Origin of the sequence: Verrucosispora sp. WMMC514 (genome assembly GCF_027497295.1) — a bacterium.
GTDB classification, from domain to species: Bacteria; Actinomycetota; Actinomycetes; order Mycobacteriales; family Micromonosporaceae; genus Micromonospora; species Micromonospora palythoicola.
In genome coordinates, this window is sequence record NZ_CP114906.1 from 1,850,825 (window position 1) to 1,863,742 (window position 12,918).

General features: G+C 73.2%; 12 protein-coding genes. 5 read left to right on the forward strand and 7 right to left on the reverse strand.

All coding sequences use genetic code 11. The features are described 5' to 3' along the window. Positions 1-9 precede the first annotated feature (9 nt). Positions 10-2,394 (forward strand): AAA family ATPase, encoded by a 2,385-nt coding sequence (locus tag O7597_RS08460; protein WP_281582397.1) that lies wholly within the window; start codon positions 10-12, stop codon positions 2,392-2,394. 9 nt (positions 2,395-2,403) lie between these two features. Here the strand turns inward: O7597_RS08460 and O7597_RS08465 are convergent, their stop codons facing one another. The 6 genes from O7597_RS08465 to O7597_RS08490 form a co-directional block, all read right to left on the reverse strand. Then, positions 2,404-2,910, reverse strand: coding sequence for a GNAT family N-acetyltransferase (locus O7597_RS08465; RefSeq protein ID WP_269738477.1), 507 nt, complete (start codon positions 2,908-2,910; stop codon positions 2,404-2,406). 104 nt (positions 2,911-3,014) lie between these two features. Next, entirely contained in the window at positions 3,015-3,917 is a 903-nt protein-coding gene (locus tag O7597_RS08470) for a hypothetical protein (protein ID WP_281582398.1), read from the reverse strand. 115 nt (positions 3,918-4,032) lie between these two features. After that, positions 4,033-4,467, reverse strand: coding sequence for a DUF3263 domain-containing protein (locus tag O7597_RS08475; protein ID WP_281582399.1), 435 nt, complete (start codon positions 4,465-4,467; stop codon positions 4,033-4,035). 160 nt (positions 4,468-4,627) lie between these two features. Continuing rightward, on the reverse strand, positions 4,628-5,641 hold the full coding sequence (locus tag O7597_RS08480) for an ABC transporter permease subunit (protein WP_281582400.1): 1,014 nt from the start codon (positions 5,639-5,641) through the stop codon (positions 4,628-4,630). Then, positions 5,638-6,648 (reverse strand): ATP-binding cassette domain-containing protein, encoded by a 1,011-nt coding sequence (locus O7597_RS08485; RefSeq protein ID WP_281582401.1) that lies wholly within the window; start codon positions 6,646-6,648, stop codon positions 5,638-5,640. Before O7597_RS08485 ends, O7597_RS08480 begins: the two co-directional genes overlap by 4 nt. Positions 6,649-6,800: 152 nt before the next feature. Further along, complete coding sequence (locus O7597_RS08490) at positions 6,801-7,586, reverse strand: DeoR/GlpR family DNA-binding transcription regulator (RefSeq protein ID WP_269738482.1); 786 nt, start codon at positions 7,584-7,586, stop codon at positions 6,801-6,803. Between the two features lie 195 nt (positions 7,587-7,781). Here O7597_RS08490 and O7597_RS08495 point away from each other — a divergent pair, with 195 nt between their 5' ends. From O7597_RS08495 to nagA, 3 genes are read left to right on the forward strand one after another with little or no spacing between them, the layout of a single operon-like run. Continuing rightward, a complete protein-coding gene (locus tag O7597_RS08495; RefSeq protein ID WP_281582402.1) occupies positions 7,782-8,711 on the forward strand; it encodes a sugar isomerase in 930 nt (309 codons plus the stop codon). Continuing rightward, on the forward strand, positions 8,708-9,721 hold the full coding sequence (locus O7597_RS08500; protein WP_269738484.1) for an ROK family protein: 1,014 nt from the start codon (positions 8,708-8,710) through the stop codon (positions 9,719-9,721). Before O7597_RS08495 ends, O7597_RS08500 begins: the two co-directional genes overlap by 4 nt. Then, on the forward strand, positions 9,718-10,827 hold the full coding sequence (nagA, locus tag O7597_RS08505) for an N-acetylglucosamine-6-phosphate deacetylase (RefSeq protein WP_269738485.1): 1,110 nt from the start codon (positions 9,718-9,720) through the stop codon (positions 10,825-10,827). The genes O7597_RS08500 and nagA overlap by 4 nt, the downstream gene beginning before the upstream one ends. Positions 10,828-10,843: 16 nt before the next feature. Here the strand turns inward: nagA and O7597_RS08510 are convergent, their stop codons facing one another. Next, a complete protein-coding gene (locus O7597_RS08510; protein ID WP_269738486.1) occupies positions 10,844-12,052 on the reverse strand; it encodes a DUF4032 domain-containing protein in 1,209 nt (402 codons plus the stop codon). A 79-nt stretch (positions 12,053-12,131) separates the two neighbouring features. Between O7597_RS08510 and O7597_RS08515 the strand changes: the two genes are divergently transcribed. Further along, the gene (locus tag O7597_RS08515; RefSeq protein ID WP_281582403.1) at positions 12,132-12,917 is read left to right on the forward strand and encodes a phosphatase PAP2 family protein; all 786 of its coding nucleotides are present in this window, start codon (positions 12,132-12,134) and stop codon (positions 12,915-12,917) included. The last annotated feature ends 1 nt before the right edge of the window (position 12,918 follow it).

The following is a 12,918-nucleotide window of genomic DNA, read 5'->3' on the forward strand; positions in this document are numbered from 1 at the left end:
GGTCGGGCGGTGGGCGAACCCGAGCTGACCCTGATCGCGAGCCTGCGGCCGGCCGCACTGGACGCCCGGCGGGGCATCGTCCGGCTGCACCCGGAGGCGCTCACCGCCCTCGCACTGCGCCCGGGTGACCCGGTCCGGCTGGCCGGCCGACGGGTCACCGCCGGCCTGGTCGCGGCGGCCGACGGCACGGCCAGCGCGGCGCTGCTGCTCGCCGACGACCTGATGCTGGGCAACCTCGGCGTACGTGACGGCGGTCAGGTGCGACTCAGCCCGGCTCCGGTCGCCCCGGCCCGCCGGGTGCTGCTCACCGGGCCGGCCGAGGTCGTCGCGGTGGTCTCCCCGGAGATGCTGCGGCTGGCGCTGCTCGGCAAGGTGCTGACCACCGGCGACGACGTCTCCCTGCTGCCTCAGGACGTGCTGCCGGACGCCTCGACCCGCACCCTGGTCGAGGCGGCCCGGCGCAGTCTCGCCACCCGGGTCGGCTACGCCTGGACCAGCACCCTGCTGCGGGTGCTGGCCGCCGAGCCGGATCCGGGCGCGCTGGTCACCATGGACACCCTCGTCGGCTGGGAGCACGGCCCGCAGACCCACGGTGGCGCCGGTACCGGCTCGGTCGCTCCCAGCCCGGCCGGAACGAACCGACCGGGCTTCGGCGGGACCGGGGTCACCGGGACCGCGGGCGGCCGGCCGACGGGCACCGGGACGGTGGCCGGCGGCGGGAGCGCGGCCGGTCCCGACGGCAGCAGTGCGTGGACCGCCGGGCGTGCCGGCGAGGCCGGACGGCAGACCGACAGCGGCGGGCGAGCCGGAACCGCCCGGACGGACGACCTGGACGTGCCGTCGGTGGACGAGCTGCCGGGCCTGCGCGCCCAGGCCGAGGAACTGACCGAGCTGCTCGATCTCGGTTTCCACCATCGGGAGGTGCTCGGCCGGCTGGGCACCACCGTGTCGCTCGGGGTGCTGGTGAGTGGTCCGGCCGGCTCCGGCAAGGCGGCCCTGGTCCGGGCGGTGGCCGCCCAGGTCGGTGCCCGGGTGCATCCGCTCTGGGCACCGGAGGTCGCGGCGTTGACGAACGACTCGGCGGCGGCCCGGCTGCGGGCGCTGACGGCCGAGGCGCTGGCCGGCGGGCCGGCCGTGCTGCTGGTCACCGACGTGGAGGCGCTGGCCCCGGCGGAGGCGCCCGGACCGGTGGCGACCGTGTTCCGGCGGTGCGTGGCCCAGCTCGTACAAGCCGGCGCGGCGGTGGTCGGCACCAGCAGCCGGCCGGAGGCGGTCGACCCGGCCCTGCGCTCGCCCGACCTGCTCTCGTTGCGGATCGACGTGCCGCTGCCCGACGCCGCCCTGCGCCGGGAGCAGCTGACCGTGCTGACCCGCCCGGTGCCGCTCGCCGACGACGTACGGCTGGACGAGGTCGCCGCGCGTACCCCCGGTTTCGTCGCCGCCGACCTGGCCGCGCTGGTCCGTGAGGCCGGCGTACGCGCGGCGCTGCGGCAGAAGTCGGCGCAGACGCCCACGGTGCTGATGGCGGACTTCACCGCCGCCCTGGAGGTGGTGCGGCCGACCAGCATGGCCGCCGCCACCCTCGAACTGGCCCGGGTCACCCTGGACGACGTCGGTGATCTGGCGGAGGTCAAGCAGACGCTCACCGAGTCGGTGCTGTGGCCGTTGACCTACCCGGACACCTTCGCCCGGCTCGGCGTGCAACCGCCACGTGGGGTGCTGCTCTACGGTCCGCCGGGCTGTGGCAAGACCTATCTGGTGACCGCGCTGGCCGGGACCGGCCGGGCGAACGTGCTGTCGGTCAAGGGCGCGGAGCTGCTGTCCAAGTGGGTCGGGGAAAGCGAACGCGCGGTACGGGAGCTGTTCCGCCGGGCCCGGGAGGCCGCCCCGACGCTGGTCTTCCTCGACGAGGTGGACGCCCTCGCCCCGGTACGCGGCCAGGCCACCGACGGCGGCACCGCCGACCGGGTGGTGGCCGCCCTGCTCACCGAGCTGGACGGGGTGGAGGCGCTGCGCAACGTCGTGGTGGTCGGTGCGACGAACCGTCCCGACCTGGTCGACCCGGCGCTGTTGCGTCCGGGTCGGCTGGAACGGCTGGTGTACGTGCCGCCGCCGGACGCCGAGGGGCGGGCGGAGATCCTGCGGGCCGCCGCGCGCAACGTGCCGCTCGCCGAGGGCGTCGACCTGCCCGCCCTCGGCACGGAGCTGGACGGGTTCTCGGCCGCCGACTGCGCGGCGCTGGTCCGCGAGGCCGCGCTGGCCGCGATGCGGGAGTCGCTGACCGCCTCCACGGTCACCGCCGAGCACGTCGCGGCGGCCCGGTCGCGGGTCCGCCCGTCTTTGGACCCGGCCCAGGTCGCCTGGCTCGCCGCTTACGCCGAACAGCGCGGCTGAGCACGTCGGTCAGCAGGCGGCGGCGTCGTCCAGCGAGATCTCGGCGTACACCCGGTCGTCGGCCTCGCGCAGCTTCGCGCCGCACTTCTCCAGCACGGATAGCGCGCCACGGTTCTCCGGCGCGGTGTCCGCCACCACGGTCCGCATGCCGGCCGCCGCGGCAAGGTGCAGCAGTTCCCGCAACGCTGCCGCGCCGATGCCCTGGCCACGGGCCGACCGGCCGAGCCACATGCCGACCTCGGCGACACCGGGCTCGTCCCGTCGGCTCATCCGGATCATGCCGACCACCTCGCCACCCGCCACGATCGCGTACATCGCGCTACGGGTGGGCGCGTCCAGCCCACCGAAGCTGGCCCGGTGGAACTCCCGGAACGCCTCCCGTCGCGCGTTCGACCAGCCGGCCGGCGCCTCCACCGGCGGCATCACGTCGGCCGGCTCCGCCTCGGCCACCGCCACCGAGAGCAACGGTTCGAGGTTCCGCTCGTCCACCGGCTCCAACCGGACCGCACCAGTCACGTGCCGCAGTCTTCCGCGCCCGGCGCCGCGCGTCCACCCGGTTCGGAGACGACCGGTCCCTCTGGCGGAGCGGACCGACCGGTCGGGTCGAATCACCTCCCGGGTCACGCTCCGCGATCGTCCGGCCGGGCGAACTCGCAGTACACGGCGGAGGCGTCGTCGGCGGCCTTGTGCCGGCGCCGTCGGTCGGGATGGTCCCGTTCGGCGGCGCGGACCCGGTCGATCAGCCCGTCCGGGCCCTCCACCGCCACCACGTCCAGGAGGCCGGACCAGTCGAGCAGCCCGAATTCCTCGACGACGGCGGAGGCACCGTCGGAGAGCAGCACGGCGCGACGCAACGCCGCGGGCCCGTGCCGGGGCACCGTGCCCACCACCGCGTGGTAGGCGGCGTCGGGATCGGCGGCGGCGACCCAGTAGCCGTGGGTGCGGTTCATCCGCTCCCGCTGCGCGATGACGGCACGCCGGAAGCGGGTGGCCCAGTCGGTCGAATCGGGCAGCAGGTCGGCGTTTTTCCGTAGGTCGGCCGCCGAGTTGGCCAGTCGGTCGTCGACCACCACGTCGACGCGACCGCCGGTGTCGAGCACCAGCGGACTGTCACAGAGCACCAGGTAGTCGACCTGGTCGCCGCCGTCGCGGAGCAGGCACACCGTGCTCGACGGGGTGCCGGGGTGGTCGAGGTCGCACTGCTCGCCATGGTCGGCACGGACCGCGAGGATCGCCGCCGCCAGGTTGCTCACCAGCGTCGCGGCCGGACGGGCTGCCTCCGCCAGGCCGAGCCGGGCGGCCAGGTGCCGGACGTACCACTGCGGCCCGTGCACGCAGCCGGTGTCGAAGCCCTCCGGCACGGTGGCCCCGTCGAGCACCCCCACCAGCGGCCCGAACCGGAACACCAGGTCCTCGTTGACCGCCCGACCGGGTGGCGGGGCGGACGCGGATCGCACCCGCATGTCGGGGGCGGTACCGACCACCGCACCCCGGCGGCGCTCGTCCGAGGCCGCTTCGGGCACGCCGGTCTCCGGACGCGCCGTTCGTCCCGGCTGCCTGGGCCCCCCGCCGCTCATTCGCCACCCCCCGCGCCCCGGCTACCCGTCGAGCACCGGACGACACGTCGAGATCGCAGGCCTAACGGCGGCGGTTGCGGGCCCGGGAGGCGCGCAACCGCACCAGCCGGCCCACCAGCACCGGGTCGGCGGCCAGCGCCGCCGGGTTGTCCAGCAACGCGTTCAACAGCTGGTAGTAGCGGGTGGCCGAGAGCCCGAACCGGTCCCGGATGGCCTGCTCCTTGGCACCGGCATGCCGCCACCACTGCCGCTCGAAGGCGAGCATCTCCAGTTCGCGTTCGTCGAGCCCGCCAGCCGGGGACGCTGCTCCGCCCGCATCCGCATCCGACCTCGTCGGTGGTTCCTCGGCGTCCGTCGACGCGGCGGCCTGGGACGACGCGGGGTCGCAGGGGTGGTCCTGCGACGTCGACTCGACCTCGGGGGCGGACCTCGGCGGTGGCACCGTGACGGCGTCCGGACCGGTCTGCGCTGCCGGGGTGGCGTCGGCGGGCTGCATCGTGCTCCTCATCCGGGGGCGGCCGGCACGGCTGGGCCAACCTGGCCCATCAGCCTAACGACGGCCACCACCTGCCGCATCCCACCGACCCGTGGGCCATCGCGACAAGGAGGGGCAGTGGCGGACCGCCCCCGGCGAGGTCGGTCCGCCACCGACCGACTCAGGTGATGTCGCGTCGCCGCATCGTCCACAGCGCCGCGCCGAGGAACAGCACGATCCCGACGGTGAACAGCACCGACGAGTGCTGCCAGGTGATGACCAGCGTGGCCGGCTGGCACTCGCCGGTGTAGGTGGCGTTGCACGCCTGCCAGTCCTGGAGCGTGACCTTCTTGGTCATCCAGGCGATGGCGTAGGTGGGCAGCAGCCAGGCCTCGGGGAAACGCACCTGCGCCATGGAGAGCAGGATGCCGAGCCCGATCTGGCCGACCACCATGACCGCGATCGCCCCGCCGAGCGCCATCGCGGTGTGCCGGCCGAGCGAGGCCAGGGCGAAGCCCACCGTCGCCGCGACCAGTGTCAGCACGATGCCACGCAAACCACCGATGAGGAACGACTGCCAGGTCCCCGAGGTCATCCCCTCGGTGGTGCCGCGCAGGTTGGCGACCAGCCACATGCTGCCGAACCAGGCCGCCGTGGCGGGCAGCGCCAGCGCGAGCAGCCCGGTGAGCAGTGCGCCCAACTTGGTCAGCAGGACGGTCAGCCGCTTCGGCCGCCAGAGCAACAGGTTCATCATCCCGCCGGTGTTCCACTCGGCGCCCACGAACGAGGCACCGACCACGAACCCGACCATTCCCAGGATCCCGGCGAGCGGGATCAGCATCTCGCCGAAGCTCTTCCGGAAGTCGAAGGTCGAGGGCAGGAACCACTGTTCCTCGATCGACTCCCGAGGCGGTGGCGTGATCTCGGCGCAGTCGGCCGGGTAGTAGTCGACGTTCTCACCCGCCGCCTTCGCCCGCTCGCAGTTCGCACGTTCCTGCTCGGCCCAGCGCACCTGCTCCTGATGCTGCCGGTCGGCGGCCTGCCGCGCCTCGGCGAACTGGTCCGGGCCGATCTTCTGGTTGCTCAGGAACATGCCCACCGCCACCAGGACCAGCACCAGCAGGCCACCGGCGGTCATCCAGCGGGCGAAGCGCCGCTTGGCCAGCCGGCGTAGTTCGGTACGGAAGAGACTCACGCGCCCCAACCTCCTCCGGCGGGTGCGGACGGCGCCGTCCCGTCGACTCGTACGGACTGGTCGACCTGCCGGTGCTGGCCGGGTACCGGCGCGGTGGCGGTCAGTTCGAGGAAGACGCTCTCCAGGTCGACCGCGATCGGTGCGAGTTCGCTGACGTAGAGACCCTGCTCGGCCAGGATTCGGGTGACCGTGGCGGGCTTGTCCACCCCGCCGAGCATCAGATGATCGTCGTTGGCGGTGACCCGTACCCCGGAGCGGGTCAGTGCGGTGGCGGCGACCGGAAGGTCGGTGACCGCCTCCAGCCGCACCCGGACCGCGCCGGACGAGTGCTGGGCCAGCACCTCGTCGACCGGGCCGAAGGCGACCCGCCGACCCAACGAGATGATGGTGACCGAGTCGCAGATCAGTTGGATCTCGCCGAGGATGTGGCTGGACAGGACCACCGTCATGCCGGCCTCGGAGAGGTTGCGCATGAGCGTGCGCATCTCCCGGATGCCGCCCGGGTCGAGGCCGTTGGCCGGCTCGTCCAGGATCAGCAGTCGCGGGTTCTTGAGCAGCGCCGAGGCGACCGCCAACCGTTGCTTCATGCCGAGCGAGTACGTCTTGACCCGCTCACCGGCCCGGTCGCGCAGGCCGACCAGCTCCAGCACCTCGTCCACCCGCTGCTCGGGCAGGTCACCGGCGCCGGCCAGCAGCGACAGCGTGTCCCGTGCGGTGAAGTGCGGAAAGAACTGCGGGCTCTCCACGATCGCGCCGACCTGCGGTGCGACCTGGTCCAGCCGGTCGGGCACCTCGTGACCGAGGATCGCCATCCGGCCGCCGTCCGGCCGGATCAGGCCGAGCAGCGTACGCAGCGTGGTGGTCTTGCCCGACCCGTTGGGGCCGAGGAAGCCGTGTACCTGGCCCGCCTCGACCCGCATGTCGAAGCCGTCCAGGGCGTTGCGGGTGCCACGGCGTCGACTTCGGTACGTCTTTCGTAGACCTTCGATTTCCAGGACAGCTGGCAAGCTGCACCTCCCCCGTTGGTGTGTGGGCGACGACGACACCATACGCGGTATGCAGCCGCAGGCAATACCCGGTATGCAGCGCCACGCCGAGAACAGGGATTTCGATACCGTGAGCGTCGACGGCGCGACGCGACGTCAGCCGTCCGGGACGCTCAGGCGCAGATGACGTGCACCCCGGCCGCCCGGAAGGCGTCGACCACCTCGGCGGCGGCCCCGGAGTCGGTGACCAGCGTCTCGACCCGGTCGACCGGGCAGATCCGGGCGAAGGCGTGACCGCCGAGCTTGGACGAGTCCGCGATGATCACCACCCGCTTGGCCCGCGCCACCATGAGGTTGTTCATCGCCGCCTCGCCCTCGTGGTGGGCGGCGGCACCGAGGAGCGGATCGATGGCGTCCACCCCGAGCAGCGCCACGTCCAGCGTGACCTCACGCAGCAGCGCCCCGCCGAGCGGGCCGACCAGTTCGAAGGACTTCGGCCGCACCACGCCGCCGGCCACCACGACCTTCATCCGGGACCGGACGAGCAACTCGTTGGCGATGTTCAGCGCGTTGGTGACCACGGTCAACTGGGCACCGTCGGCGTTGGTGTTGAGATCCGGGCGCACCGCCAGCGCCCGGGCCACCTCGGTACTCGTGGTGCCGCCGTTGAGGCCGACCACCGTGCCCGGGGAGACCAGCGCCGCCGCCGCCGCGCCGATCCGCTGCTTCTCCGCCGAGTGCTTGGCCGTCTTGTAGCGCAGTGGCAGGTCGTACGAGACGCCGTTGGCGACCGCACCACCCCGGGTACGCGTGATCATCTGCTGCTGCGCGAGTTGGTCGAAGTCCCGGCGGATGGTCGCCTGGGAGACGTCCAGCCGCTCGGCGGCCTCCTCCACGGTGACCCGGCCCGAGTCGGTGAGCATTTCGAGCAGGGCGTTCCATCTCGCGTAGCGGTCCACCCCGGGCCTCCCGTGTCTGCACGATCGGTGCTTGGTTGCGTGCACACTAGTGCTCGAAACTACGAAGACGCAAAAACCAGCTCTGCTCGATCGCGTCCCCGGTTGCCATTTCCGATGGGTTTCACGCAGAATGACGCGCGAAAGACGGGATTAGCGAGCCGTAATGCGCAAGGCTCCGGCCTGCGAGGAGTTCTCATGGCGTACGTCCACGCGGAGATCGCGAGCCAGCCGGACTGCTGGCGCCAGGCGAGCGAACTGGCTCCGGCGATGCTCGACCGCCTCCCGCGCCCCGGTGAGCGGGTCGCCGTCGTCGGTTGCGGCACGTCCTGGTTCATGGCCATGGCGTACGCGGCCCGCCGCGAGGCCGCCGGCCAGGGCGAGACCGACGCCTTCCAGGCCAGCGAGTTCCCCGTCGGCCGCCACTACGACCGGTTGTTGGCGATCACCCGCTCCGGCACCACCACCGAGGTGCTGGAGCTGATCGCCGCGCTGCGCGGCCGGATCCCGACCACGGTCCTGGTGGGCGACCCCGACTCACCGGTGGTGGAGACCGCCGACGCCGCCGTCACCATGCCGTTCGCCGACGAACGCTCAGTGGTGCAGACCCGCTTCGCCACCACCGCGTTGGCGCTGCTCCGCGCCCACCTCGGCGACAACATGGACGCCCTCGCCGCCGACGCGGAGGTCGCCGTCCGGGCCCCGCTGCCGATCGATCCGAGCCTGATCGAACAGGTCACCTTCCTCGGTCGCGGCTGGACCATCGGGCTGGCCCAGGAGGCCGCGTTGAAGTGCCGCGAGGCGGCCACCTTCTGGGCCGAGGCGTACCCCGCGATGGACTACCGGCACGGCCCCATCTCGGTGGCCGCCCCCGGCCGGCTGGTCTGGGCCTTCGGCGAGCTGCCCGACGGGCTGCCGGAGGACGTCGCCGCCACCGGCGCGTCCTTCGCACACAGCCGCACCCACGGCTACCGCACGGTGCTCGGCCGGTGGGCCGCCGGGCGTACCCCGGTCGACCCGATGGCCGACCTGATCCTGGCGCAGCGCTTCGCCGTCGCGCTGGCCACCAGTCGCGGCCTCGACCCCGACGCGCCCCGGCACCTGAGTCGCTCCGTGGTACTCACGTGACCGAAGAGGTTGCCGTCGCGCTCGACGTGGGTGGCACCGGGATGAAGTGCGCGTTGGTCGGCGTGGACGGGGTCGTGCGGCACGCCGAACGACACCCCACCGACGCCGGGCGCGGTCCCGACGCCGTGGTCGAGACGATCCTGTCGGTGGCCGAGGGACTCGCCGGCAAGGCGTACGCGGACGGGCTCACGCCGACCGCGCTCGGCATCGTGGTGCCGGGGGTCGTGGACGAGGCACGCGGCGTGGCGGTCTGGTCAGCCAACGTCGGCTTCCGGGACGTACCCCTGCGCGATCTGGCGGCCGCGCGGCTCGGCCTGCCCACGGCGCTCGGCCACGACGTACGTGCCGGTGGCCTCGCCGAGGCCCGGTTGGGCGCCGGCCGGGACACCGGGCACGTGCTCTTCGTCGCGATCGGCACCGGTATCGCCGCCGCGCACGTGGTGGCCGGCAGGGCCGTCACCGGTGCACACGGCGCCGCCGGGGAACTCGGTCACATCCTGGTCCGTCCCGACGGACCGGTCTGCGGCTGCGGACGGCCAGGCTGCCTGGAGGCCGTCGCCTCCGCGTCGGCTGTCGCCCGTCGCTACGCCGAACTCACCGGGACCGGCACGGCCGGCGACACCGGCACGGCCACGACCCGGCGCACCGGCAGCGCGTCGGACGACGGGTCCGCCGCCGGGTCGGGCCGGGGACGGACCATGGTGACCGCCGCCGAGGTGGCCGCCCGGGCGGACGCCGGCGAGAAGGTGGCCGCCCAGGTCTGGCGGGAGACGGTCGAGGCACTGGCCGACGGCCTCGCCACCGCCCAGGCCCTGTTCGACGTGGCGACCATCGTCCTGGGCGGCGGCCTCGCCCAGGCCGGCGCCGGGCTGTTCGACCCGCTGCGTGCCGCGCTGCGGGACCGGCTCACCTTCCACCGGGAGCCGCGACTGGTCCCGGCCGTCCTCGGCGACGAGGCGGGCTGCCTCGGTGCCGCCCTGCTCGCCCTCGACCAGATGGAGACGCCATGACCGTACGGGTGAACGGCAAGGTGGTGACCCCCGGCGGGGTGATCTCGCAGGGCTGCGTCGAGGTCAAGGGCGACCGGATCAGTGCGGTCGCGGAGTACCCGTCGGTGCGCGACGGGCACTGGATCGTGCCCGGCTTCGTGGACATCCACAGTCATGGCGGCGGCGGGCACACCTTCACCACCGGCGACGCCGATCAGGCCCGGGCCGCGGCCGCGTTCCACCTGGGGCACGGCACCACCAGCCTGGTGGCCAGCCTGGTCAGCTCACCGTTCGAGCTGATGCGCTCGGCCACCGCCGCCTTCGCGCCGCTGGTGCGCGAGGGCGTGCTGGCCGGCATCCACTTCGAGGGACCGTACCTGTCCGCCGCCCGGTGCGGCGCACAGAACCCGGAGTTCCTGCGGGATCCCGCCACCGACGAGCTGACCGAGCTCATCAAGATCGGTGACGGCGCGCTCCGGATGGTCACCCTCGCCCCCGAGCGGCCGGGCGCGCTGGAGGCGGTGGAACTGCTCACCCGGCACGGGGTGGTCGTCGCCGTCGGACACACCGACGGCACGTACGAGCAGACCCGCGCCGCCGTGGCGGCAGGCGCGACAGTCGGCACCCACCTGTTCAACGGGATGCGACCGGTGCACCACCGCGAGCCCGGTCCCGTGGTGGCGCTGCTGACCGCGCCGAACGTGATCTGCGAGCTGATCGCCGACGGGGTGCACCTGCACGAGGGAACGCTCACCTTCGCCACCTCGAACGCCGGACCGGAACGCTGCGCCCTGGTCACCGACGCGATGGCCGCCGCCGGCATGCCGGACGGCGAGTACGAGCTGGGCGGCCAGGCGGTCACCGTGGCCGACGGGGTGGCCCGGCTCGCCCGGGACGGGGCGATCGCGGGGAGCACGCTGACCATGGACGTGGCGCTGCGCAGCGCGGTCGCCGCGGGTGCCTCGGTTCCCGACGCGGTGCGCATGGCGTCCACCACGCCGGCCCTGGCCCTCGGCCTCGGCGACCAGGTGGGCACCCTCCAGGCCGGGCTCCGCGCCGACCTGGTGGTGCTCAACGACGACCTGGAGATCGTCCGGGTGATGCGGGCCGGCACCTGGGTGGAGTGACCCGGCAGCCGCCGGGTCAGCCCGTCGAGATCTCCACGCCGAGAACGGCCTGTTCGTCGGGGCGGTGCACCAGCACGTCCGACAGGAACGACTGCACCGCGTGGCGCATCCCCACGTCCCGGCCGGCCTGCTCGGAGAGCAGCCACTTGTGCTCGATGATCTGGGCGAACAGCTCCTGCGGCTCCAGCTTGCGCCGCAGGTGCGCGGGTACCGCCCGGACCACCGGCTCGAAGACCTCGGTCAGCCAACGGTGCGCGGCCTGCTGCTCGTCGGTCAGGTCGCTCTCCGCCCGGTACGCGTCGAGGTCGTTGAGCAGCTTGCGGGCCTGGTTCTCCTCGGCGTCCAGCCCGGTGAGGCGGAGCAGCCGACGGTGGTGGTACCCGGCGTCGACGACCTTCGGCCGGATGAGGTAACGACCGTTGTCGATGCTCGACATGGCCACCTCCGCCACATCGAAGCCCAGCTCGTTGAGCCGGCGGATGCGCCCCTCTATGTCGTGCCGGGCCGCGCGCTCGACCTGCTGCTCATAGGTGATCTCGTGCCAGAGCCGCTCGTAGCGCTGCACCACCTCCTCGCAGACCACCTCCGGGTCGATCGAGTCGTGCAGCAGGCCGGCCGCCTGAAGGTCGAGCGCCTCGCCGAAGATGTTGACCCGGGCGATCTCCAGGTCCTCGCCACGCTGACCGTTGGAGAGCACGCTGCGCAGCGCGCCGGTCTCGGCGTCGACCAGGTACGCGGCGAAGGCACCCGCGTCCCGCCGGAACAGCGTGTTCGACAGCGAGCAGTCGCCCCAGAAGAAGCCGGTCAGATGCATCCGGACCAGCAGCGCGGCGAGCGCGTCGAGCAGCCGCCCCATCGTCGGTGGCCGCAGCGTGTGGGAGAACAGCGCGCGGTACGGCAGGGAGAACTGGAGGTGGCGGGTGATCAGCACCGGGTCCAGCGGCTCACCCGCGTCGGACTCCCGGTCGGCGACGATCGCCACCGCCTTGACCGACGGGAAGTCGATCCGTTCCAGGGCACGCAGCAGGTCGTACTCCCGCTCGGCCACCCGCTCGCCGGTCTCCTTGACCGCGTAGACGTGCCCGCCCAACTGCACGAACCGCACCACGTGCCGAGAGATGCCCTGGGGCAGCGCGACCAGGTGCTCGGCCGGCCACTGCTCCAACGGGGTCGACCAGGGCAGGTCGAGCAACGCCGGGTCGACGAGGGCCGAGGTGATCCGCACGGCGTCAAGTTTGACGTTTCCGCCGCCGGAACGCCTCCCTTCGTGGCTCGGCCCACAGTCGCCGGCCGTCGGGAGCACCGTGCGGGCCGGTAGCGTGATCGGGGTGCGGGAGACGACACCGGTACGCCGGAGCATCGGCCTGGCACCGGTACGCCCGGCCGGCTGGTGGTTCGACGCCGTCCTGCTGGCGGGGTTCGGGGCGCTGACCGCCGCGCTCGCCCGCGGCCAACTGCTCGATCTCGACCTCGCCGTCAGCGAGTGGGCCTTCACCCACGACCCGGCCCCGCTGTACTGGACCGCCCGGGCGTTCAACCTGCTCGGTCAGGGCGGCGGCCTGCTGCTGCCGCTCTCCGGCGCGCTGGCGGTGGCGGTGGCCTGGCGGCGACGGACGATCCGGCCGTTCCTGCTGGTCGCGGGTGCCCTCCTGGTCACCATGGTGACCATCGGTCCGCTCAAGCTCTGGACCGACCGGGCGGCACCCACTGCCTCGGTCAAGGAACCGTTCCTGCCTCCCGAGGAGGCCGTGCAGGTCTTCAACCACCTGCCGGCCGGCGCCTACTCGATGTCCTACCCGTCCGGACACGTGGCCAACGCGATCGTCTGGTACGGCGTGATCGCCCTGCTGCTGGTGTCGCTGACCGTCGGTCGGCTGCCGGCCGGCCTGTACCGGCTGGTGCGGTACGCGCCGCCGGGGATCCTGCTGGTCACCACCACCTACCTCAACTTCCACTGGCTCACCGACGGGCTGGCCGCCCTGCTGCTGGGGCTGCTGCTGGACCGGCTGCTGCACCGGGTGCCCTGGGACGACCTGCCGCTACCCGGCCGCCTCCGGCAGTGGGACGGGCCGTTCATCCGGTACCGGTAGG

Bases quoted from the DNA above. Each gene is read 5' to 3' on its own strand.
- O7597_RS08475 (WP_281582399.1), bottom strand. From the start codon at position 4,467: ATGCAGCCCGCCGACGCCACCCCGGCAGCGCAGACCGGTCCGGACGCC.
- O7597_RS08495 (WP_281582402.1), top strand. From the start codon at position 7,782: ATGGCGTACGTCCACGCGGAGATCGCGAGCCAGCCGGACTGCTGGCGC.
- nagA (WP_269738485.1), top strand. From the start codon at position 9,718: ATGACCGTACGGGTGAACGGCAAGGTGGTGACCCCCGGCGGGGTGATC.